This window comes from Streptomyces sp. NPDC045955 (genome assembly GCF_056430805.1).
In genome coordinates this window covers 83182-105707 of sequence record NZ_JBWKKY010000026.1, presented here as the reverse complement: position 1 = coordinate 105707, position 22526 = coordinate 83182, and the positions used below count along the sequence as shown (strand labels likewise).

Below are 22526 nucleotides of genomic sequence, written 5' to 3'. Positions count from 1 at the left end.
GAAGCTAAGCCTTACAGCGCCGATGGTACTGCAGGGGGGACCCTGTGGGAGAGTAGGACGCCGCCGAACAATTATTGGGAAAACCCCCGCATCTTGGGATGCGGGGGTTTTCTGCGTTTAGGCTCGAGCCATGCGCTATGACCTAGTGATCTTCGACAACGACGGTGTTCTCGTCGACAGTGAGCCCATTTCCAACCGGCTCCTGGCCGCCTATCTGACCGAGCTGGGCCACCCGACGTCCTACGAGGACTCCATCCGGGACTACATGGGCTCCGCCATGCACCGCGTACACGACCTGGTGGAGGCGCAGACCGGGCAGCGGCTGCCGGTCGACTTCGACGAGGTGTTCCACGCGCGGGTCTTCGCGGCCTTCGAGCGGGACTTGAAGCCGGTGGCCGGCGTCGAGGAGGTGCTGCAGAAGCTCGCCGCCGACTCCGTGCCGTACTGCGTGGCGTCGTCCGGGAGCCATGAGCGGATCCGGGTGGGGCACCGGACGACCGGGCTCGACCGCTGGTTCGACGAAGGGCGGATCTTCAGCTCGGAGGATGTGGGCAGGGGGAAGCCGGCTCCCGATCTGTTCCTGTACGCGGCCGAGCGGATGGGGGTCGCGCCGGAGCGGTGTGTCGTCGTCGAGGACAGTCCGCTGGGGGTCCAGGCGGCGGTCGCGGCGGGAATGGACGTGTACGGGTTCACCGCCATGACGCCGGCGGAGCGGCTCGCCGGGACAGGGCGGCTCTTCTCCGACATGAGGGAGCTGACGGAACTGCTCCTGTGAGGCCGTGGAAGCTGAGCCAAATTCATCTTTGGCTGGATCTACCCATGAGTAGGCCTGGGCCCTACGCTCGCGGCCATGACTGATGTGCTGCGGCGCGGCAGGGCCTCGTTGGCGTTCAGCTTCTTGGTGCAGGGGGTCGCCTTCGCTCTGCTCGTGACGCGGATTCCGGCCATCCAGGACCGGTACGGCGTCTCCGACGCGCTGCTGCCCGCCTTCCTGGCGGCTGTGCCGATCCTCGCCGGGGTCGGAAGCGTGAGCACCGAGCGGCTGGTGAAGCGGGTGCCGCCGAGCCGGCTGTTGCGATGGTCCCAGCCCGTGGTGCTGCTGGCACTGCTCGGGGTCGGGGCCGGGGAGCGGATGGTGGAACTGGGCGTCGCGCTCGCGGCGTTCGGGCTCGCCGTCGGGGTGCTGGACGCGTCGATGAACATGCTCGGGGTGAGCCTGCAGCGGTCGTACGGACGCAGCATCATGCTCAGTTTCCACGCGGCCTACAGCCTGGGCGGGATCCTGGGGGCCTCGCTGGCGTGGGTGGGGGCGCACTGGGAGCTGGCGCTGTGGGTGTCGTATCTGCCGGTCGTGGCGGTGCTGCTGCCGGCTGTGCTGGTGGGGAGCCGGTGGTACGTCGACGACGGGGATGCGGCGCCGGCGGTGGGGGAGAAGGCTGCGGAGGAGAGGGCGGCGGGCGAGGGCCAGGTCGTCGTGTTCAAGTGGCTGCTGCCGTTGTGTCTGGTGATGACCGTCGCGTACATCGGGGACTCCACGGTCTCCAACTGGAGCGCGAAGTACCTCCAGGACGTGCTGGGGAGCTCGGAGCAGATGGCGACGGTGCCGTACAACGTGTACATGGTGACCACGCTGCTGGGGCGGGCGATCGGGGATCTCGGGGTGCGGCGGTTCGGGGCCGTCGCCGTGGTGCGGGCGGGGGCGCTGGTGGCGGCGGGCGGGTTCGCCGTGGTGGCGGGGGCGCCGGGGGCCTGGGTGGGGATGCTGGGGTTCACGCTGCTGGGGGTGGGGTTGTGTGTGCTGGTGCCCCAGACGTTCGCGGCGGCCGGCCGGTTGTTCCCGGGGGCTTCGGACGCTGCCGTCGCGCGGCTGAATGTCTTCAACTATGTGGGGTTTTTGATCGGTTCGCCGTTGGTCGGTGCGCTCGGGGACCTGTGGAGCTATCGCGGGGCCATGCTCGTGCCGATGGTGTTGGTGCTGGTGACGCTCGTGTACGCCCGGTCGTTCGCCGCTCAACCGGACCGATACGGTGGCGGACATGAGCGGCCGCGCACAGCTGATGTGGGACGAGGCAGTAACGGGCTATGACTTCGGTCCGGGGCATCCGATGGACCCGGTCCGGCTGGCCCTGACCCGGAGGCTGGTCGATGCCTTCGGACTGAACCGGGAGGTGGACGTGGTCGCCGCCAAGGCGGCCGGGGAGTCGACGTTGCGGCTCGTCCACCGGGAGGACTACATCGAGGCCGTGAAGGCCGCGTCGGTGGAGCCGGGGGCGGCGGACCAGTCGTACGGGTTGGGGACGATGGACGACCCGGCGTTCGCCGGGATGCACGAGGTGTCGGCGCTGATCGCGGGGCAGTCGGTGGCGGCCGCGGAGGCGGTGTGGCGCGGTGAGGCGCAGCACGCGGTGAACTTCGCGGGCGGGCTGCACCACGCGATGCCCGGCGGTGCGTCCGGGTTCTGCATCTACAACGACGCGTCGCTCGCCATCGCCCGGCTGCTGGAGCTGGGGGCGGAGCGGGTGGCGTACGTCGACGTGGACGTGCATCACGGGGACGGGGTGCAGGCGGCGTTCTGGGAGGACCCGCGGGTGCTGACGATCTCGCTGCACGAGCACCCCCGGACGCTGTTCCCGCAGACCGGGTGGCCGGAGGAGACGGGCGCCGACAGCGCGGAGGGGTCGGCGGTGAACGTGGCGCTGCCGGCCGGGACGGGGGACGCGGGCTGGCTGCGTGCGTTCCACGCGGTCGTGCCGGAGCTGATCGCGGACTTCCGGCCGCAGATGCTGGTGACGCAGCACGGGGCCGACACGCACTTCGAGGATCCGCTGGCGCATCTGGCGGTGTCGCTGGACGCGCAGCGGGCGGTGCAGGTGGCCTGTCACGACCTGGCGCACGAGTACGCCGACGGGCGGTGGGTGGCGCTGGGCGGGGGTGGCTATGCCGTGGTGGACGTCGTGCCGCGGTCATGGACGCATCTGGTCGGGATCGCGGCGGGCCGGGCGGTGGAGCCCGAGGCGGTGATTCCCGAGGGCTGGCGGCAGGAAGTGTTCGCCCGGACGCGGCAGTTGGCCCCGGCGCGGATGACGGACGGGCGCTGGCCCGTGGCCTTCGCCGGTTGGGAGGAGGGCTACGACCCCGCGGACCGGCTGGACCAGGCGGTGCTGGCGGCCCGGCGGGCGGTGTTCCCGCTGCGGGGGCTGCTGGCCTGACCGGTGGCCGCCGAGGGGCTGGTAGGCCGACCGTGCGGTGTTCGCCCGTTCCCGGGACACGTGGGGCCCGTGTCGCGCACGATCTCCTCGTGCTGACCCCCGAAGCCCTTCGTGCGCACCTGGTGGGCGCGCGCCTCGCCGGGACCGTGGCCACGCCCCGCGAGGAGAGCCTGCGGAGTTACCGGCTGTTCGCCGCCCGGGACCCCCGCGTGCTGCTCGGGCTCGATCCCGAAGGCGCCTGGAGCCGACGGGAGGTGCTCGAGCTGATGGCGGACCGGTGCGGGGTCTCGGCCGACCCCCGGCGCACTTCCGGCCAGGACGTGATCGCTCCGGAGCGCACCCTGGCCGCCCTGGACGCCTTCGCGGAGCGCCTCGCCGGGGCCGCCCGGCGCAGCGCACCCGTGCTCCTCGGCACCGGGCATCCCCATCGGCTGCTCGGTTTCTACGCCGCTGTCGCAGACGCGCTGTCGGCGGCGGGGTGTGCCGTCCTCACCCCGGCGCAGGGTCGCTGTGTCGACATAACGACCCGGTTCGGCCTACGTACGTACAACCTCGACTACGTACGAGGAGTCGCGCTGGTACGGAGATCCGGCGTGGAACGCCCCGGTTGTGAGCCCGGCGCACATACGCACTCACCTCTCCCGGTTCGTACCGTGTTGGCCGCTGCCGCGGAGGCCGGCGGCCCCCTTCCCGAGCTGGTCATCGGGGACCACGGGTGGGTCTGCGGAGCAGGTCAGCTGGGGTTCGAGGTCATCGGGGCGGCCGATACGGACGACCCCGCGCCGTTCGTCGGTGAGGCGGAGGGGTCCGTCTCTGTCGTCGTTCCACTTGATGACGGCGTGCGGTCTGATTACTACCTGCCGCTTACCCGCTACGTACTCAATCGGGCGTGTCTGTCACAGTAGGCCGCCGATGGGTGCACCTCTTCCCCACTCGCATCACCCGCCCCTACATTGGGGAGTGAGCACGCAGCGACGAAGAGTCACCGGAAGGGGAAGCCGGTGGCCGTCGAGTGCGGAAGGTTCAGGTGTGTCATGGCTGCAGCTGGCGAGAGGCCTCTGAACGAGGTTCAGTTCCTTACCGTGGCGGAAGTCGCCTCGGTGATGCGAGTGTCGAAGATGACCGTGTACCGGTTGGTGCACAGCGGTCATCTGCCCGCGATCCGTGTGGGGCGGTCCTTCCGCGTCCCGGAGCAAGCGGTTCACGAGTACCTCCGCGAGAGCTACGTGGGGGTGGAAACCGCCTGACGGCTGGGGCGGGGTGATCCCTCACAGGGCACTCGGGATCACCCTGGCCTCCTCGATTACGACCTCAGCGCTCGGGCGGGTAGGCTAGCCCCTCGTAGGTCGTGTGGGCCCATGGCGCCCAAACAACCGAGTGATGAGAAGTGAGCGAGGGTAGTCGTGGGCTCTGTTATCAAGAAGCGGCGCAAGCGGATGGCCAAGAAGAAGCACCGCAAGCTGCTCAAGCGCACGCGCGTCCAGCGTCGCAACAAGAAGTAAGTTCGCGACGCGGACGCCGCGAGAGCGTTGCTGTGGCCCCCCACCCACCGGTGGGGGGCCACACGCGTTCCGGCTCCTGCGTCCGGCTGCTTGTCGTCACTTCGCGCATCGGGCGGTCATCACAGCGCAACACCGACCCGCTAAGTTGGCCCCACGGGGGAACGCGGCGGGGCAAGAGGTTCTCTGGAAGGAAGGCGCTGATCTTGGGCAAGGTCGTGCTCGTGACCGGTGTGGCCCGCCCGTTGGGGGGCCGCTTCGTACGGCGGATCCAGCGTGACCCCGACGTGGACAGGGTCGTCGCCGTGGACGCGGTGCCGCCGGAGCACCATCTGGGCGGCGCGGACTTCGTCCAGGCCGACATCCGGCAGCCCGGAATCGCGCGGGTGCTCGCGGAGACGGGCGCCGACACGGTCGTCCACCTGGACGTGACGGGCACACCGCTGGGCAGCGGCAACCGGGCCTCCCTGAAGGAGACCAACGTCATCGGCACCATGCAGCTGCTCGGTGCCTGCCAGAAGTCCCCGAACGTGCGGCGGCTGGTCGTGAAGTCCAGCACCAACGTCTACGGGTCCGCACCCCGCGATCCGGCCGTCTTCACCGAGACGACCCCGCCCAAGTCCCTGCCCAGCGGCGGCTTCGCCAAGGACACGGTGGAGGTCGAGGGCTATGTCCGCGGCTTCGCTCGGCGCCGGCCCGATGTGGCCGTGTGCGTGCTGCGGTTCGCCAACATCCTGGGCCCGACCGCGGACACCCCGCTCGCCTCGTACTTCGCGCTGCCGGTCCTGCCGACCGTGTTCGGCTACGACCCGCGGCTGCAGTTCGTGCACGAGGACGACGTGATCGAGGTGCTGCGCATCGCCTCGCACGAGCCGCGGCGGGGCACGCTCAACAGCGGCACCTTCAACATCGCCGGTGACGGCGTGCTGCTGCTCTCCCAGTGCTCCCGGCGCCTCGGGCGCCCTACCGTGCCCCTGCTGCTCCCGGCCGTCACCTGGGCGGGCTCGCTGGTGCGTACGCTGGGCATGACGGACTTCTCGCCCGAGCAGATCAGGCTGCTCACCCACGGCCGGGTCGTGGCCACGGGCCAGATGCGCGAGACGCTGGGATTCCAGCCCAAGTACACGACCGCGGAGACGTTCGCGGACTTCGCACGCAGTCAAGGTCCCGGACTTCTTCCGCCGGAGGCCCTTGCGGGGGCCGTCGACCGGATCGCCGCGCTGCCCCTCGCGGGCGGCGGCCACCCCCCGACGCAGAGCGCCAACTGAGGAGCGCATCAACGATGGCGGATGCCAAGGTCATTCCGTTCGACGACGACCGGTCCCGCGGGGGCGCCGCGCAGCGTCCGCAGCGGCGCCGGAGCGCGGGCAACCGTCGCACGGGCACGGAATCCGTGCCGGTCCGTGAGGTGCAGCCCCTGCCCACCAGGGCTGTTCCGCAGGATGATGTTCCTGTGACACCTGAGGAACAACCCCAGGAAGGGCCCCAGGGCGGCGAGGGCGGCCTGGAGCGGCGTATCGCGGGCGGCCTGGCCTTCCTGCGCCGCCGCCTCACCGGGGACTACGAGGTCGACGACTTCGGCTACGACGAGGAACTGACCGACCAGGTCCTGATGTCCCTGCTGCGCCCGCTGTACGAGAAGTACTTCCGGGTCGAGGTGAAGGGCGTCGAGAACATCCCGTCCGAGGGTGGCGCCCTGATCGTCGCCAACCACTCCGGGACGCTGCCGATGGACGGCCTGATGATGCAGGTCGCCGTGCACGACAACCACCCGGCGGGCCGGCATCTGCGGCTGCTCGCCGCCGACCTGGTCTTCATGCTGCCGGTGGTCAACGAGCTGGCCCGCAAGCTCGGTCACACCCTGGCCTGCGCCGAGGACGCGTCCCGGCTGCTGGAGCAGGGAGAACTGGTCGGGGTGATGCCGGAGGGCTTCAAGGGCCTCGGCAAGCCCTTCGCGGACCGCTACAAGCTCCAGCGCTTCGGCCGCGGCGGCTTCGTCTCGACCGCCCTGCGTGCCGGGACGCCGATCATTCCCTGCTCGATCGTCGGGGCGGAGGAGATCTACCCGATGATCGGCAACGCCAAGACCGTCGCGCGGCTGCTGGGCTTCCCGTACTTCCCGATCACGCCGACGTTCCCGTGGCTCGGGCCGCTCGGGGCGGTTCCGCTGCCCACGAAGTGGACGATCCAGTTCGGCGAGCCGATCCTCACCGACGGCTATCCGCCGGAGGCCGCCGAGGACCCGATGCTGATGTTCAACCTGACCGACCAGGTCAGGGAGCAGATCCAGCACACCCTGTACAAGCTGTTGGTGCAGCGCCGGTCGGTCTTCTTCTGAAGCAGGACTTACGACGACGGGGGCGCTCCCTTCCGGGGAGCGCCCCCACTGTCGTACCGCCGGCTAGTCGGCGTCCTTGCCGTCGATGCCCAGCCCGGGCAGGAGATCGGGCAGGAGCGGCGGGAGCGTCACGTCCGGCTCGGGGACGGGCGGGTTGTCCTCCGCCGTGGGCGAGGCGCTCGCGTCGCTGTCCTGCTGCGGCGGGTCGAGCAGGCCGCCCGTGTTGCCGCCGAGCAGGCCGTCGCTGTCGCTGCCGGCCGAGTGGCTGGGGCTGCCGCTGCCGGTGCTGCCCTTGTCGGACTGTCCGCGGCCGCTGTCACTGGGCCGGGCCGACCGGTCGGTGGCCGAGGAGCCGCTGGAGGCCGACTCGGAGGCGCCCTGCCGGTTGCCTTCGCCGCCGCTTCGGGACGGGGGCTCGGGGAGCAGGGACTGCAGCGGGGCGACGTCCTCCTCTATGGCGTCGAATACCGACGACACCTGGTCGCTGACATCCCCGAGCTGGGCGGGAAGCTTCGCACGCAGTTCGCCCCAGGCATCGCGGTGGGAGCGGGAGAACGCGGACAGGGCCTGGATGGGGTCCAGGGAGTCCGGGTCGTGCGCGTACGCCTCGCTCAGCAGCCGGTGGCCTTCCGACGCGTCGTGCCGCATGCCGGACAGGGCGCGCCGGATCTCGCCCAGGGATTCGTGGTCCAGCGGGCCGCTGCGGCCCCGCTCCATCAGGCGGCGGGCTTCGCTGAGCCGGGTGGAGGCGTGGTCGAGATAGACCCGGCCGCGCTCGTCGGCGCTGTCGGCGAGGCCGAGTTTGACGTCCTCGATGCCGCGCTTGAGCCCGTAGAGCGAGTCGCCGGGCAGGGCGTCCGAGCTGGCGGCGGCGACTCCGCCGAAGGCGCTCGCGGCCACGCCCACGCTGAGCCCGCCCGCGGTGAGGCCCTTGGCGAGGCGGGAACGGGGCCGGAACTTCTTCAGCGGGCCCGCCCGGTGGGCGCCACGGGCCCGGGGGGAGCGCTGCTCGGGGACCGCGCCGTCCGTCGCCCCGCCTCCCGCGGTGCCCTCCTGGAGCATGGCCTCGAACGCGGCCACCAGCTGGGCCCGCTGGACGACCTTGACCTCCGGGTCGAGCTCCGGTTTGGGCAGCGCGCCGAGACCGGAGGCGAACGCCAGCAGGCGTGCCTGTTCGGTCGGCTCCACAGCGGCCGGGGCCGGTGCCGATCCTTCGGTCTGCTCGGCCGCCGTGCCCTGCTCGGACTGCTCCTGAAGGGCCTGGGCGAAGGCGTTCGCCCGCCGGTGCGCCGATACGTTCGCGATCACTGGCGGCACCTCCTCTCGTCATGACGGTCGACTCCCCAGGGGGTCCTGAGGGTCACACACCCTGAGCGCGACCACACGATCGAGTGATCGAAGCCGGTCAGGGGTGACCACAGGGAGCCTGCATCCCGCACAACGAGTGGCGCGGCACTTGGGTTACGGACGCCGGATGATCGGATGCCGAACCCAACGGACTTTCACGGAAGGTGAGTTGACTGTCACCGAGCGTACGGACCGGTCAGCGGGCGTCTTCCGGGAGGAGCCGGGCGAGGGTGCGGACGGCCCGGTACTGGAGGGTCTTGATGGCGCCCTCGTTCTTGCCCATGACACGGGCGGTCTCCGCTACGGAGAGGCCCTGGAGGAAGCGGAGTGTCACGCACTCCTGCTGCTGGGGGTTGAGCCGCCGCACGGCGTCGAGCAGGGCGGCGTTGGAGAGGGACTCCAGGACGGAGTCCTCGGGGGAGCGCTCGACCTCGTTGGCGTCGAGCATCTCTCCGGTGGTGACCTCGAGGCGGAAGCGGCTGGACTTGAAGTGGTCCGCGACGAGGTTGCGGGCGATGGTGACCAGCCAGGCGCCGAAGTCGCGGCCCTGCCAGGTGAACGTGCCGATGCGGCGCAGGGCACGCAGAAAGGTCTCGCTGGTGAGGTCCTCGGCAGTCGCCTTCCCTCCGACCCGGTAGTAGATGTATCGGTAGACGGTGTCGCTGTATTGGTCGTAGAGACGGCCGAAGGCGTCGGCCTCGCCGGCCTGGGCGCGCTCCACGAGGTCCATCATGCGGGCGCTGTCGCTGTCCGCCGCCGGCCGTCGGGCGGTGGCCGCGCCGGACGGGCGCCCTCGTCTGCCGACAGCGGCGCTGCCGTCGGCCAGTGCATAGCACGGGCCTACGGGCGCGGCGGTGGCGAATGCGGGGCCGGCGTACGCGGTGGGGACGAAGCCGCGCAACAGGTCGAGGACCGTTGCGCGCAGCGTAGCCAGGCCCGAGGCGTCAACCCCGACGTGTGGGTACACGGGACTCCCAGAGGCAGAGCTTCCATCACGTGCAGTGCGGGACCTTTCACCCGTCGTAGCGACGGAGGGGTACCGGTTTGCGTCTGAGGAGAATAACGCTTCGTGTAGGCCCTGCTACACCGAGTTGCTCAAATCATCGGTTACGTCGCTTCCGTAACCGATTGAGGCCGCATCAAGTGCCAGAGCCTGAACGGTTGTTGATCGGAAGGGCTCGGATTGGGGCTGAGTCCAGGGCGTGTTGTGGCCGTGTCCAGCCAAGAGGACTGGACACGAGGTTGTGGGGGTACGCCAGTTGGATTTACGGGGCTTGTCATCCCGTAAACGAAGGTGTCCCGGATTGATCGGTCGTCGGCCTGATCGGTCGTCAGCGGCGGCGGCGGTGCAGGGCGATCGCCGCCGCCGTGCCGCCGGCCACCGCGCCCACGCCGGCCGCGGCCGGGATGCCGACCTTGGCCGCCTTGCGGCCGGTGCGGTAGTCGCGCAGGCGCCAGTCCAGGTCACGGGCGTGCTTGCGCAGCTTGGAGTCCGGGTTGATGGCGTAGGGGTGGCCGACCAGGGAGAGCATCGGGATGTCGTTGTGCGAGTCGCTGTAGGCGGCGCAGCGGCTCAGGTCCAGGCCCTCGGCCGCGGCCAGCGCGCGGACCGCCTCGGCCTTCGCGGGTCCGTGCAGCGGTTCGCCGACGAGCTTGCCGGTGTAGACGCCGTCGACCGACTCGGCGACCGTGCCCAGGGCGCCGGTCAGACCCAGGCGGCGGGCGATGACCTGGGCGATCTCTACGGGGGCCGCCGTGACGAGCCAGACCTTCTGGCCGGCGTCCAGGTGGGCCTGGGCCAGGGCGCGGGTGCCGGGCCAGATGCGCTCGGCCATGTACTCGTCGTAGATCTCCTCGCCGATCGACTGGAGCTCGGCGACGCGGTGGCCCTTGACGATGGACAGGGCCGAGTCGCGGGCCTCCTGCATGTGTTCGGGGTCCTCGACCCCGGCCAGCCGGAACCAGGCCTGCTGCCAGGCGAACCGGGCGAGCTCACGTGTCTCGAAGAACTTCCGCTTGTACAGGCCCCGTCCGAAGTGGAAGAGGGCGGCGCCCTGCATGACGGTGTTGTCCAGGTCGAAGAAGGCGGCGGCCCGATCGTCGCCGTGGACCGGGAACTGCGGTTCCTCGGTCGTGCCGGCGGCCTCCTGTGAGGACTTGCGCGCAGCCTCCGCCGAGGCCTCGCCTGCCAAAACGCTCCGCGCCGTGGCGGAGCGCCTACGGGGAGTGAGCCATCCGAGAGCGGCCATGGCGTGAGCATAGCCAGTTTGTTCGGGGGTTCCGGAGCCGAGAGGTTCGGAGCCTGTGAACTCTCGGCAAGCGTGTCGTTAAAGAGGGCGTTCGGGGCGGGGTTCCCTCGCGTCGGGGCGCGCGACAATGGCCGACATGAGTCCCCTCTTTCGTCGCAGGCCCCCTCGGGACCGGCTCGTCACCCTGATCCGCAAGCCCGGCTGTCATCTGTGTGATGACGCACAGGTCGTTGTGGAGAAGGTGTGCGGTGATCTGGGAGTCCCCTGGGAGCAGAAGGACATCACCGAGGACCGGGAACTGCACGACCAGTACTGGGAGCAGATCCCCGTTGTGCTGGTCGACGGCAGGCAGCACACGTTCTGGCGCGTGAACGAGGACCGCCTGCGCAAGGCGCTGACCGACTGATCCCGTCCGGTCCCGGAACTGACCGAGCAGTCCAAAGGGCCCGCCAGGTCGCTTAGGATCGTCGGTGGCTGGTCTCGGGGGCGGGATACACAGAGGAGAGTGTGCTGTTTTGCCCCCAGAAGCAAAGGAACGGTGGCGCGTATGCGCCGGTTCCGCACGAGTGCGCCGGGGGCGCGTGACCCCGGTCACGTTGGCCGGGCAAATCGGACACCATCTTTGTGCACGCGTTCACAAAGACATAGCCTGCTTTCGACGGGGCGGTCATGTAGGGACGTATGACCGCCTACAGCCCCGCTCTACCCGCAGGAGCACCGTGGCAACTGGCCGAACTCACCGACCGGCGACCCGCAGCCGAGGGATTCCCGAGGCCACCGTCGCCCGGCTTCCGCTGTACCTCCGCGCGCTGACCGCACTGTCGGAGCGCTCGGTGCCCACGGTCTCCTCCGAGGAGCTCGCGGCCGCGGCGGGGGTCAACTCCGCGAAGCTGCGCAAGGACTTCTCCTACCTCGGCTCCTACGGGACCCGGGGCGTCGGCTACGACGTCGAGTATCTCGTCTACCAGATCTCCCGCGAGCTGGGCCTCACCCAGGACTGGCCCGTCGTGATCGTCGGTATCGGCAACCTCGGCGCCGCCCTCGCCAACTACGGCGGGTTCGCCTCCCGCGGCTTCCGGGTCGCCGCGCTGATCGACGCCGACCCGGCCATGGCGGGCAAGCCCGTCGCCGGCATCCCCGTGCAGCACTCGGACGACCTGGAGAAGATCATCCAGGACAACGGCGTGTCGATCGGTGTCATCGCCACCCCCGCCGGTGCCGCCCAGCAGGTCTGCGACCGGCTCGTGGCCGCCGGTGTCACCTCCATCCTGAACTTCGCGCCGACCGTGCTGTCCGTCCCGGACGGCGTCGACGTGCGCAAGGTCGACCTCTCCATCGAGCTGCAGATCCTCGCCTTCCACGAGCAGCGCAAGGCCGGCGAGGAGGCCGCCGCCTCCGACGGCGGTGGCCCGGCCGCCGCCGCGCGCAGCGACTCCGCCGACCAGGGACCCGACGGGGACATGCCCGCCGTGATGCCGGCATGAGCCTCCTCGTCGTCGGACTCAGCCACCGCAGCGCCCCGGTCAGCGTGCTGGAGCGGGCCTCGCTGGGCGCGGACGCGCAGGTCAAGCTGCTCCAGGACACGGTCGCCGCCGAACCGGCCGCCGAGGCCGCTCTGCTCGCCACCTGCAACCGCATCGAGCTCTACGCCGACGTGGACAAGTTCCACGCCGGTGTCGCCGAGCTGTCCACGCTGCTCGCCCAGCACAGCGGGGTGGGCCTCGACGAGCTCACTCCCTATCTCTACGTGCACTACGAGGACCGGGCCGTCCACCACCTGTTCTCGGTGGCCTGCGGGCTGGACTCGATGGTCGTCGGCGAGGGACAGATCCTCGGCCAGATCAAGGACTCCCTGGCCCGCGCGCAGGAGCTGAACTCCGCGGGCCGGCTGCTGAACGACCTGTTCCAGCAGGCCCTGCGAGTCGGCAAGCGCGCCCACTCCGAGACCGGCATCGACCGCGCCGGCCAGTCCCTGGTCACCTTCGGCCTGGAGCAGCTGGCCGCGGGCGGCGAGGTGCAGACCTGGGCCCGGGGCAAGAAGGCCCTGGTCATCGGCGCCGGGTCGATGTCCTCCCTGGCCGCCGCGACGCTCGCCCGGGCCGGGGTCGCCGAGGTCGTCGTCGCCAACCGCACCTTCGACCGCGCCGAGCGCCTCGCTCAGATCCTCACCGAGGGCGACGACACGGACGTGCTGGCCCGCGCGGTCCCGATGGAGTCGGTGCCGTACGAGCTGACACGTGCCGATGTCGCCGTCTCCTGCACCGGTGCGACGGGCCTGGTCCTGACGGCCGAGTCGGTCGCCGCCGCGGTGGAGGGCCGTACGGCCGCGCCGACGGCCGTGGCCGACGAAACGCCCGCGCCGGACGGTGAGCCCGGCCGGACGGCGGCCGCGGGCGCCGAGCGGGGCAACCCGGCGGCCACCGGACTCGGCGGCGAGGACGGCTGTCCGCTGGACCTGCCCGCGGTGCAGGGCACCGCCGGATTCTCCGTGCTGGGCGAGGCGGCCGTGGCCGGTATGGCCGCCGCCGACCTGGAGCAGCACGCGGCGTGGGTGGACAACGGCACGGCGGGCGGCGCCCAGCGCGCGGCCAGGCCGGGAACGGCCGGCCCGCTCGACCCCACGTCGGACGCCGACGCCATCGCCGCGCTCGCCGCGACCGTGGCCACCGTCGGCCGCATCCCCGAGCGGCGCAGGCCCGAACCGGCCGACGAGCCGCCGCGGCCCGAGCCCGTGCTCTTCCTGCTCGACCTGGCGATGCCGCGCGACATAGACGCGGCCGCACACCGGCTGACCGGAGTGCGGCTGGTGGACATCGAGTCGCTGGCGGAGGCCTCCGCGGGCGCTCCGATGGCTGCCGATGTGGACCAGGTCCGGCGTATCGTCTCCGACGAGGTCGCGGCCTTCGGGGCAGCACTGCGGGCCGCGCACATCACGCCGACCGTGGTCGCCCTGCGCACCATGGCCGCCGATGTCGTGGCCAGCGAGATCGCCCGCCTGGACGGACGGCTTCCCGGCCTCGACGACAAGCACCGCGCGGAGATCACCCAGACCGTGCGGCGCGTGGTGGACAAGCTGCTGCACGCGCCGACCGTACGGGTCAAGCAACTCGCGGCCGAGCCCGGCGGCGCCGGGTACGCGGACGCGCTGCGGACCCTGTTCGACCTCGACCCCGAGGCGGTAGCCGCCGTCTCCCGGGCCGAGGACAGCACAGAGAAAGACCGAGGGCCGGCATGAACGACAACGCGCTGAGGCTCGGTACCCGGCGGAGCAGGCTCGCCATGGCCCAGTCCGGGCAGGTGGCCGAGGCCGTGGGCCGGGTGACCGGGCGGCCCGTGGAGCTCGTCGAGATCACCACGTACGGCGATGTCTCGCGTGAGCAGCTCGCCCAGATCGGCGGCACGGGTGTGTTCGTGACCGCCCTGCGCGACGCGCTGCTCAAGGGCGAGGTCGACTTCGCGGTGCACTCGCTGAAGGACCTGCCGACCACGCAGCCCGACGAGCTGGTCGTGGCGGCCGTGCCCGCGCGGGAGGACCCGCGGGACGTGATCGTCGCCCGGGACGCGCTGAAGTTCACCGATCTGCCGAGCGGAGCCCGCATCGGTACCGGTTCGCCGCGCCGCATGGCCCAGCTCAACGCGTACGCGCGCAGCCACGGCCTGGACATAGCGACCGTCCCGATCCGCGGCAACGTCGACACCCGGATCGGATACGTACGCTCCGGTGAGCTCGACGCGGTCGTGCTGGCCGCCGCCGGACTGAACCGGATCGGCCGCGGTGACGAAGTGACCGACTTCCTGTCGGTCGACACGGTTTTGCCCGCCCCCGGCCAGGGGGCACTGGCGATCGAGTGTGCCGCGGGCAACGCGGACCTCGTCGCCGCGCTCGCCGAACTCGACGACCCGTTCACGCGGATCGCCGTCACGGCCGAGCGGTCACTGCTCGCCGCCCTGGAGGCCGGTTGCAGCGCCCCTGTGGGCGCGCTGGCCGACCTTCCCCCACTCTCGGCTCCGCTCGAGCGGGGGGACCCCCAGGCCGACCGGCAGATTGTCAAGGAAATGCGCCTGCGCGGCGTCGTCGGCACCACCGACGGCACGCGCATGGTGCAGCTGTCCACCACCGGTCCCGTGCCCGAGACGCACGACCGGGCAACGGCGCTCGGTCGCGAACTCGCGGCCGAGATGCTCGCCCAGGGCGCGGCCGGTCTGATGGGGGAGCGAGCACATTGAGCCCCACCACCCTTTCCGCCGGTCCTGAACACGGGCACGTCACCTTCCTGGGTGCCGGACCCGGAGATCCGGGACTACTGACTCTGCGCGCCGTCGAGGCGCTGGCCAACGCGGACGTCCTCGTCGCCGAGCACGAGGTGCTCGACGTCGTACGTCAGCACGCCAGGCAGGGCGTCTCCGAAGTGCACACGGACTCGGATCCTTCCCAGGATCCGGCTCCGGGCACAGGAACGCCCCAGCTGACGGTTGTTGACGGTACGTCAACCGCCGCAGCCACCCCCGCAGTGCGGGATGCCGCACATCTTGTCATGGAGGCCGCGCGGGGCGGCAGGCGGGTCGTGCGTGCGGTGTCCGGGGACCCCGGACTCGACACGTACGCCGCCGAGGAGATGCTGGCGTGTGCCGCCGCCGGGGTGCCCTTCGAGGTCGTCCCCGGTATCGCGAGCGCCGTCGGTGTGCCCGCGTACGCCGGTGTGCCGCTGCGGGACGCGCAGGGCGCGGACGTGCGGTTCGTCGACGCGCGCACGGCGTCGGACCGGTGCTGGACGGAGGTCGGGGCGTCGGACGGCACGGTCGTCGTGTCCACGACGCTGGACTCCGTCTCCGCGGCGGCCGGCGAACTCGTCTCCGCGGGCCGCAAGCCGGACACCCCGATGACGGTCACCGTCGCCGGTACGACCACCCGGCAGCGCACCTGGACCGCCACGCTCGGCACGATCGCGCAGACGCTGAAGCAGGCCAAGGTGCTGCCCTCGCCCGAGGGCGGCCGGCCCGTGATAGCCGTGGTCGGTGAGCGTTCCGCCGCCGCCCAGCGCGACCAGCTCGCGTGGTTCGAGTCCAAGCCGCTGTTCGGCTGGAAGGTGCTCGTGCCGCGCACCAAGGAGCAGGCGGCGTCGCTCTCCGACCAACTGCGGTCGTACGGGGCCGTGCCGCACGAGGTGCCGACCATCGCCGTCGAGCCGCCGCGCACGCCCCAGCAGATGGAGCGCGCGGTCAAGGGCCTGGTCACGGGCCGCTACGAGTGGATCGCCTTCACCTCGGTGAACGCGGTCAAGGCCGTGCGGGAGAAGTTCGAGGAGTACGGGCTCGACGCGCGTGCCTTCGCGGGCATCAAGGTCGCGGCCGTCGGCGAGCAGACGGCCAAGGCGCTGATCGCCTTCGGTGTGAAGCCGGACCTGGTGCCGAGCGGCGAGCAGTCGGCCGCCGGGCTGCTGGAGGACTGGCCGCCCTACGACCCGGTCTTCGACCCGATCGACCGGGTGTTCCTGCCGCGGGCCGACATCGCCACGGAGACGCTGGTCGCCGGGCTGATCGAGCTGGGCTGGGAGGTCGACGACGTCACGGCCTACCGGACCGTGCGGGCCTCGCCGCCGCCGGCGGAGACGCGTGAGGCGATCAAGGGCGGCGGGTTCGACGCCGTGCTGTTCACGTCGTCGTCGACCGTGCGGAACCTGGTAGGCATCGCCGGCAAGCCGCACAACGTGACCGTGATCGCCTGTATCGGCCCCGCCACCGCCAAGACGGCCGAGGAGCACGGGCTCCGGGTGGACGTCATGGCTCCGGAGCCGTCCGTGCACAAGCTGGCGGAGGCACTGGCCGACTTCGGCGCGAAGCGCAGAGCCGCCGCCGTGGAGGCCGGGGATCCGGTGACGCGGCCGAGCGAGCGGCGGCCGGGGGCTCGGCGGCGGCGGTCGACGACGTAAGCGGATCGCCTGTGTTCGCTGCGGCTACGCGGGAGTCACCGCGTGGCCGTAGCGGAGCAGGTTGGCCGGGTCGTAGACGGCCTTGTCGTGGCGCAGGCGTTCGTAGACCTCCGGGGTCCAGGCGCGGGCGCGGTCCTGTTCGTCACCCGGGGTGCCGTGGATGTTGACCATGGTGCGGCCCGTGCCGTAGGGGGCCATGGCCGTGTACAGCCGCTGCGTCGCCTGTTCGACGGCCTCGGCGGCGGGCGGCGCGGCCATGATGCCGACCGAGTCGACGAAGTACAGGGCGTCGCGGGCGCAGACGGCGTCCTCGACGGCGGACGGGCGGGACATCGCGCCGCCCATGTGGCGTATCTCGGCCATCAGCAGGGGGAGGTCGGCGCCGGCCGCGGGGCCGGCCTGTTCCAGGAACGTACTGATGGCGGCGGGGGTCAGGTCGCGCAGGAGCAGGCACGACTCCCTTGCGGGGAGCGGATCCTGGGGTTCCATGTGGATGCGGTCCAGGGCCGCGTGGTCCATCACCTCGACCGTGTCGACGGCCACGGGGGCGGCTTCGCGCAGAGGTGCGATCAGTGCCTCGCCCTCGGCCGGGAGGCCCGGCCAGGCGATCGCGACCCGGGCCCAGAAGCCGCCGCGCAGTGGCTCCGGGATCTGAGGGATGGGCGGCAGGCGCAGGATGGTGAACGCGCTGCCCATCTGGTCCGGGACGGTGCGGGTCCAGTCCGCCCAGGCCTGGAGCAGGGTCTCGGCGTGCTCACCCCGGCAGTAGATGCCGCCGCCGTAGATGCGGGGGAGGGGGAGCAGTTCGGTGACGAGCGAGGTGACGACGCCTACGTTGCCCTTGCCGCCGCGCAGGGCCCAGAACAGTTCCGGTTCGTGCTGGGGGTCCGTTTCGCGCAGGTGGCCGTCCGGGGTGACGACCTGGAAGGAGCGGACCAGGTCGGCGGCGTAGCCGTAGGCACGGCCGAGGACGGGGAGTCCGCCGCCCAGGATGTAGCCGATGACGCCCGCGTCCGTGGAGGTGCCGCTGAGGCCGGCGAGGCCGTGCGGGGCGGCCGCGGCCATGACGTGGCTCCACTTCGCGCCCGCGGCGATGGTGGCCGTGCGGGTGGCGGGATCCACCCGTACGTCGGTCATGCGGGCCGTGCTGATCAACAGGCCCTTCTCGATGGGGAAGTTGGCGCCGTGGCCGGTGGCCTGGACGGCGACGGGGGTGTCGGTGGCTTTCGCCCAGCGCATGGCGGTGACGATGTCGTCGGCGGAGGTCGCTCCGATGACCACGTCGGGGGTGTGGAGGGCGGCCAGGTTGAAGCCGGTGACCTCGTCGGCGTAGGCGGGGTCGCCGGGGCGTAGGACCGGGCCGTGGATTTCCGAGAGGGCGAAGAGGTCGGGTGTGTCGTGGCGGGCGGTCATCGCGTCCTCCGTGGGGGCGTACGGAGGGACGGCGGCAGCGGGGTGACAGCTGGCCGTCGGGGTCCGTGGTCTTGTGTTTTCAGGATGGACCTGAGGGCTGCGGGGCGCATGTGGGGGCGGTGGGCTTCGGTTTGCCCGCAGCCGAGTCGCCGAACCGCACCGACATCGCGTCGGCATCGGGGGCTAGGGGGCGGGCGTAGCGTAGGTGGTATGACGACGTACGGATCTTTTCCCGGTACGCGGCCGCGGCGTTTGCGGAGCACTCCCGTCATGCGTCGGATGGTCGCCGAGACCCGGTTGCACCCTGCCGATCTCATCCTTCCGGCCTTCGTGCGGGAGGGCGTCAGCGAGCCGGTGCCGATCGCGGCCATGCCGGGGGTCGTGCAGCACACCCGGGACACCCTGAAGAAGGCCGCCGCCGAGGCCGTCGCGGCGGGGATCTCCGGGATCATGCTGTTCGGTGTGCCGGAGGAGTCGAAGAAGGACGCCCTCGGGACGGCGGGGACCGATCCGGACGGGATTCTCCAGGTCGCCCTGCGGGACGTGCGGGCCGAGGTCGGTGACGATCTGCTCGTCATGTCCGATCTGTGTCTCGACGAGACCACCGATCACGGGCACTGCGGGGTGCTGGACGCCCAGGGGCGGGTCGACAACGACGCGACCCTGGAGCGGTACGCCGAGATGGCCCAGGTGCAGGCGGATGCCGGCGCCCATGTGGTCGGGCCCAGCGGGATGATGGACGGGCAGATCGGCGTCGTCCGTGACGCCCTCGACCAGATCGGGCGGGAGGACGTCGCCATCCTCGCCTACACCGCGAAGTACGCCTCCGCGTTCTACGGGCCGTTCCGGGAGGCCGTCGGGTCGTCCTTGCAGGGGGACCGGAAGACCTATCAGCAGGATCCGGCGAACGTGCGTGAGTCCCTGCGTGAGCTCGCCCTCGATGTCGAGGAGGGCGCCGACATGGTCATGGTCAAGCCCGCCGGTCCCTACCTGGACATCCTCGCCCGGGTCGCCGACGCCGTGGACGTGCCGGTCGCCGCCTACCAGATCTCCGGCGAGTACTCGATGATCGAGGCCGCCGCCGAGAAGGGCTGGATCGACCGGGAGCGCGCGATCATGGAGACCCTGACCGGTATCCGGCGGGCGGGCGCCCGGAACATCCTCACCTACTGGGCCACCGAAGTGGCCCAGCGGCTCAGGGAGCAGTAGGACAGGGCTGAGTAGGGCAGGAATCAGTAGGACAGGGCCTGCTCCATGTCCGTCAGCCAGTATGTGACGCTCAGCGAGCTGTCGTAGTACACGCCCTCGGCGGGCAGCTGCGGGATCGCCGAGGGGCCGCCGCTGCTGTTCGGCGTGGGGCCCTGGAAGCCGACCGTGAGCTTGCGGCCGGTGGTGCCGCCCGCGCCGCTGCCGTCGGCAGCCGACAGCAGCACGCCCGCGTAGCCGGACTCGCCGGGAGCCAGGGTCGTCACCGCCTGCGGCTTGGACTCCGCCATCGGCTGCGGGGCCCACTGCATCTCGTCGAAGCGCAGCACCGGGTAGTAGGTGAGGTCGCACGTCCTCGAGCCGGTGTTCTTGACCGTGATCAGCATGTGGTTGACGGGGCGGCGGACCGGCTTGGCCGTGACGGTGGTGTTGGTGCCGTTGCAGGAGACGCGGGCGGCGGGGGCGGCGGCCGTTCCGGGCTTCGTGGCCTTCGCGTTCGTGCCCTTGCCGGCAGTCGTGGTGCTCGCCTTGCCGGCGGCCGTGTTGCCCGCCGTGGCGCTCGCCTTGTCGGCGGCCCCCTTCGTGGGCGCGGTGGTCGTGGTCGCCGTCGCCGTCAGCTGCGGCTTTGCTGCGCCCTCGTCCTGCGTGCCCGTGCCGTCCTGGCACGCCGTGAGGGCGAGGGCGGCGAGGAGGGCGGCGGGGAGAGCGTGGTACTTGCGCATGGTGGTTCCCTTTCGGACAAACGTCGTCGGCAAGAAGTCCTGAGCGAGCCGCTCTACCGGTCGGCCGGGAGCGGCGTGCTTGGATGACCAGAGCTTGTGCGGCGATCCGTCCCGGTCGCCACAGCTGGCGGACGATCAGGGACGCTGGAACGCCCGCACCGGCCTTGACCAGGGGAATCGACCCTCCCCTGGAACGGGGGAACGGGGGAACGGGACATGGGGGATGGAGGAACGGTGTCGGAAGGCACGGCCGCGGCGGATTTCGCCGCGTTACTGGGGGAGTTGAAGGAGCGGTCCGGGCTGAGCTACGGGGTGCTCGCCAAGCGGCTCCACATGAGTACGTCGACGCTGCACCGGTACTGCAACGGGGATGCCGTACCCACGGACTACGCGCCTGTGGAGAGGCTCGCCCGGCTGTGCAAGGCGTCGCCGGAGGAGCTCGTCGAGCTGCATCGGCGGTGGGTGCTGGCGGATGCCGGCCGAGGGCGTAAAGGGACTGGCGCCCCTCCGGCCGGGCGCGTTGTCGAGGAGCCGGGCGAGAGCGTTGCGGAGGAGCCGGGCGAACGCGTCGCCGAGGAGCGGGCCGGAGGTGGTTCCCAGGAGCCGGGCGACGCCGTGTCAGGGGGGCCGGTGGACCGCCGGCCGCGTCGTCCACGCCGTCCCCGTCCCGCCCTGCTCGCCGCTGCCGTCGCCGTCGTCCTGGGCGGGGTCGGGCTCGCCGTGGCCCTCCCCTCCGACGGGGTGGACGACGACGGGCGTCGTGGCTCGGCGGCGGTCGCCGACGGGCCCCGGCAGCAGTCGGACGGCGGCCCGGCCGCATCGGTGTCGCCCTCGGGCAGTTCCTCCTCCGGCAGCGGCGGGAAGAAGGGCGGCGGAAAGGAGGCCGCCTCCGCGACGCCCGCCCCCTCCGCCGCAGTCTCCGCCACCGGTAGCGGCAGCGGTGCCGGGGCGGACCGTCCGGGCCGGGACGCCACCGCCCCCGCGGGCCCCGCCCCCCTCGCCGTGCGCACCCAGCCGCACGCCTGGGAGGGCCCCTGCTCCCAGCGCTACCTGGTGAACCGGCCGCCGGGGCGCGTGGGGCCGCCGCCGCCGGAGCAGGACGCGCCCGCCTGGGTGGGGGCGATGAGTGCCGTGCCGTCGGGGGAGCAGTATGTGAAGGTCACCGTGCAGGGCACGGGGAAGGAGACGGTGGTCGTCGACGGGCTGACGGTCCGGATGGCGGGCAAGCGTGCGCCGCTCGCGTGGAACGACTACGCCATGGGCTATCCGGGCGTCGGCTGCGGCGGCAAGGTGCCGACCCGTACCTTCACGGTCGCTCTCGACGCCGCGCGTCCCGCCGTCGTCCCGGAGGCCGGGCACGACGACTTCCCCTTCAAGGTGAGCGAGTCCGACCCGGAGGTCTACTACATCCGGGCCGACGCCTCCGCGTACGACGTCAGCTGGTACCTGGAGCTGAGATGGTCCAGCGGCGGCCGGAGCGGCACGCTGACGGTGGACGACCGGGGCCGGCCCTTCCGCACGAGCGGGAACAACGGGCGTCCGGCGTACGAGTTCCCGCTGGGCGGCGACAAGTGGGTCCCGGCCGGGACCACCGACTGACTCGGTGGAACGCGCACGGGCACCATCAAATCGCCTGAACCGTTAGGTTGTTGACCGTCGGAGTGGTTGCTGATTGAACCACCTACTCTTCCCAGGGAGACGTCCATGACCGGTGACGCCCTCAGTCAGGATCCCGCCGAGCTGCAGAGGAGGATCGACAGCAGCAAGGCGCACCCGGCCCGGGTCTACGACGTCTTCCTCGGCGGCAAGGACCACTACCCGGCCGACCGGGACGCGGCCGCCGCCGCGCTCGCCGCCAACCCGCGCGGGTACCTCGACGTACGGCACAACCGCGACTTCCTGCGCCGTGCGGTCACCACACTGGTGGAGCAGGACGGCATCCGGCAGTTCCTCGACATCGGCACGGGACTGCCGACCGCCGAGAACGTGCACCAGATCGCGCAGCGCATCGCGCCCGACGCACGGGTCGTGTACGTCGACAACGACCCGGTCGTGCTCGCGCACGCGCGGGCCCTGCTGACGAGCGGGCCCGAGGGGCGTACGGACTACATCGACGCCGATCTGCGGGATCCGGGCCGCATCCTGGAACAGGCCGCCAAGACCCTGGACTTCGACCGGCCGGTCGTGCTCTGCCTGGTCGCCATCCTGCACTTCGTCGCGGACGAGGAGGCGTATCCGCTGGTGCGCGAGCTGCTGGACGCGCTGCCCGTCGGCAGCCGGCTGGTGCTCAGTCACCTCACCGAGGACCTCAACCCCGAGAACATCCGCGCGGTCCAGCGGACGTACACCGAGCGGGGGTTCACCTTCGTGCTGCGCTCCCGGGCGGAGGTGGAGCGGTTCTTCACGGACAACGCCCTGGAGATCGCCGACCCGGGGGTCGTTCCGGCGCACCGCTGGCGGCCCGATGGCGCGGCTCCCGTCCCCGAGCAGCCGGAGGAGTCGTACCTCGCCGGTCTCGACGACATCGAGAAGGTCCGCTACCGCGACATCAACGACGTCACGGACGCGGACATCAACGTGTACGCGGGGCTGGGTGCCAAGGGCTGAGCCGCG

At 71.4% G+C, this 22526-nt stretch carries 21 protein-coding genes and 1 rRNA gene; 17 read left to right on the top strand and 5 right to left on the bottom strand.

The window, feature by feature from the left end; all coding sequences use genetic code 11:
* From rrf to AC07F0_RS35380, 9 genes are all read left to right on the top strand, one after another.
* A 5S ribosomal RNA gene (rrf, locus tag AC07F0_RS35420) occupies positions 1 to 69 on the top strand; the annotation flags it as partial.
* Between the two features lie 61 nt (positions 70 to 130).
* Positions 131 to 775 (top strand): HAD family hydrolase, encoded by a 645-nt coding sequence (locus tag AC07F0_RS35415; protein ID WP_478984022.1) that lies wholly within the window; start codon positions 131 to 133, stop codon positions 773 to 775.
* Between the two features lie 75 nt (positions 776 to 850).
* Positions 851 to 2086 carry an MFS transporter gene (locus AC07F0_RS35410; protein ID WP_478984021.1) on the top strand — a complete coding sequence of 412 codons (1236 nt, stop codon included), beginning with the start codon at positions 851 to 853 and terminating at the stop codon, positions 2084 to 2086.
* Positions 2037 to 3209, top strand: coding sequence for an acetoin utilization protein AcuC (locus AC07F0_RS35405; protein ID WP_478984020.1), 1173 nt, complete (start codon positions 2037 to 2039; stop codon positions 3207 to 3209). Before AC07F0_RS35410 ends, AC07F0_RS35405 begins: the two co-directional genes overlap by 50 nt.
* Before the next feature lie 89 nt (positions 3210 to 3298).
* Positions 3299 to 4114 (top strand): phosphatase, encoded by an 816-nt coding sequence (locus tag AC07F0_RS35400; RefSeq protein ID WP_478984019.1) that lies wholly within the window; start codon positions 3299 to 3301, stop codon positions 4112 to 4114.
* 129 nt (positions 4115 to 4243) lie between these two features.
* A complete protein-coding gene (locus AC07F0_RS35395; protein ID WP_004984898.1) occupies positions 4244 to 4456 on the top strand; it encodes a helix-turn-helix domain-containing protein in 213 nt (70 codons plus the stop codon).
* Between the two features lie 156 nt (positions 4457 to 4612).
* Positions 4613 to 4711, top strand: coding sequence for a 30S ribosomal protein bS22 (locus tag AC07F0_RS35390; protein ID WP_003948845.1), 99 nt, complete (start codon positions 4613 to 4615; stop codon positions 4709 to 4711).
* 203 nt (positions 4712 to 4914) lie between these two features.
* On the top strand, positions 4915 to 5976 hold the full coding sequence (locus tag AC07F0_RS35385) for an NAD-dependent epimerase/dehydratase family protein (RefSeq protein WP_478984018.1): 1062 nt from the start codon (positions 4915 to 4917) through the stop codon (positions 5974 to 5976).
* A 14-nt stretch (positions 5977 to 5990) separates the two neighbouring features.
* Positions 5991 to 7046 (top strand): lysophospholipid acyltransferase family protein, encoded by a 1056-nt coding sequence (locus AC07F0_RS35380; RefSeq protein WP_478984017.1) that lies wholly within the window; start codon positions 5991 to 5993, stop codon positions 7044 to 7046.
* Between the two features lie 63 nt (positions 7047 to 7109).
* Here the strand turns inward: AC07F0_RS35380 and AC07F0_RS35375 are convergent, their stop codons facing one another.
* The 3 genes from AC07F0_RS35375 to AC07F0_RS35365 form a co-directional block, all read right to left on the bottom strand.
* On the bottom strand, positions 7110 to 8354 hold the full coding sequence (locus AC07F0_RS35375) for a DUF5667 domain-containing protein (protein ID WP_478984016.1): 1245 nt from the start codon (positions 8352 to 8354) through the stop codon (positions 7110 to 7112).
* Positions 8355 to 8589: 235 nt separating this feature from the next.
* Complete coding sequence (locus AC07F0_RS35370; protein ID WP_037671603.1) at positions 8590 to 9360, bottom strand: ECF subfamily RNA polymerase sigma factor, BldN family; 771 nt, start codon at positions 9358 to 9360, stop codon at positions 8590 to 8592.
* Positions 9361 to 9724: 364 nt separating this feature from the next.
* Positions 9725 to 10642 (bottom strand): HAD family hydrolase, encoded by a 918-nt coding sequence (locus AC07F0_RS35365; RefSeq protein WP_082320012.1) that lies wholly within the window; start codon positions 10640 to 10642, stop codon positions 9725 to 9727.
* Positions 10643 to 10769: 127 nt separating this feature from the next.
* Between AC07F0_RS35365 and AC07F0_RS35360 the strand changes: the two genes are divergently transcribed.
* From AC07F0_RS35360 to AC07F0_RS35340, 5 genes are all read left to right on the top strand, one after another.
* Positions 10770 to 11048, top strand: coding sequence for a glutaredoxin family protein (locus tag AC07F0_RS35360; protein WP_086603661.1), 279 nt, complete (start codon positions 10770 to 10772; stop codon positions 11046 to 11048).
* A 313-nt stretch (positions 11049 to 11361) separates the two neighbouring features.
* Positions 11362 to 12126 carry a redox-sensing transcriptional repressor Rex gene (locus AC07F0_RS35355; protein WP_478984015.1) on the top strand — a complete coding sequence of 255 codons (765 nt, stop codon included), beginning with the start codon at positions 11362 to 11364 and terminating at the stop codon, positions 12124 to 12126.
* Positions 12123 to 13877 carry a glutamyl-tRNA reductase gene (locus AC07F0_RS35350; protein WP_478984014.1) on the top strand — a complete coding sequence of 585 codons (1755 nt, stop codon included), beginning with the start codon at positions 12123 to 12125 and terminating at the stop codon, positions 13875 to 13877. The genes AC07F0_RS35355 and AC07F0_RS35350 overlap by 4 nt, the downstream gene beginning before the upstream one ends.
* A complete protein-coding gene (gene hemC / locus AC07F0_RS35345) occupies positions 13874 to 14869 on the top strand; it encodes a hydroxymethylbilane synthase (protein WP_478984013.1) in 996 nt (331 codons plus the stop codon). The genes AC07F0_RS35350 and hemC overlap by 4 nt, the downstream gene beginning before the upstream one ends.
* Positions 14866 to 16572 (top strand): bifunctional uroporphyrinogen-III C-methyltransferase/uroporphyrinogen-III synthase, encoded by a 1707-nt coding sequence (locus AC07F0_RS35340; RefSeq protein WP_436730728.1) that lies wholly within the window; start codon positions 14866 to 14868, stop codon positions 16570 to 16572. The genes hemC and AC07F0_RS35340 overlap by 4 nt, the downstream gene beginning before the upstream one ends.
* A gap of 24 nt (positions 16573 to 16596) precedes the next feature.
* Here the strand turns inward: AC07F0_RS35340 and AC07F0_RS35335 are convergent, their stop codons facing one another.
* Positions 16597 to 17985 carry an FAD-binding oxidoreductase gene (locus AC07F0_RS35335; protein ID WP_478984012.1) on the bottom strand — a complete coding sequence of 463 codons (1389 nt, stop codon included), beginning with the start codon at positions 17983 to 17985 and terminating at the stop codon, positions 16597 to 16599.
* A gap of 210 nt (positions 17986 to 18195) precedes the next feature.
* Between AC07F0_RS35335 and hemB the strand changes: the two genes are divergently transcribed.
* Positions 18196 to 19194, top strand: a complete 999-nt coding sequence (gene hemB / locus AC07F0_RS35330) for a porphobilinogen synthase (RefSeq protein ID WP_478984011.1) — start codon at positions 18196 to 18198, stop codon at positions 19192 to 19194.
* Between the two features lie 23 nt (positions 19195 to 19217).
* On the opposite strand, the gene AC07F0_RS35325 is transcribed toward hemB, so the two are convergent.
* The gene (locus tag AC07F0_RS35325) at positions 19218 to 19913 is read right to left on the bottom strand and encodes a DUF4232 domain-containing protein (RefSeq protein WP_478984010.1); all 696 of its coding nucleotides are present in this window, start codon (positions 19911 to 19913) and stop codon (positions 19218 to 19220) included.
* A gap of 234 nt (positions 19914 to 20147) precedes the next feature.
* Between AC07F0_RS35325 and AC07F0_RS35320 the strand changes: the two genes are divergently transcribed.
* Positions 20148 to 21512 carry a helix-turn-helix domain-containing protein gene (locus AC07F0_RS35320; protein ID WP_478984009.1) on the top strand — a complete coding sequence of 455 codons (1365 nt, stop codon included), beginning with the start codon at positions 20148 to 20150 and terminating at the stop codon, positions 21510 to 21512.
* A 105-nt stretch (positions 21513 to 21617) separates the two neighbouring features.
* The gene (locus AC07F0_RS35315) at positions 21618 to 22520 is read left to right on the top strand and encodes an SAM-dependent methyltransferase (RefSeq protein WP_478984008.1); all 903 of its coding nucleotides are present in this window, start codon (positions 21618 to 21620) and stop codon (positions 22518 to 22520) included.
* Positions 22521 to 22526 lie beyond the last annotated feature (6 nt).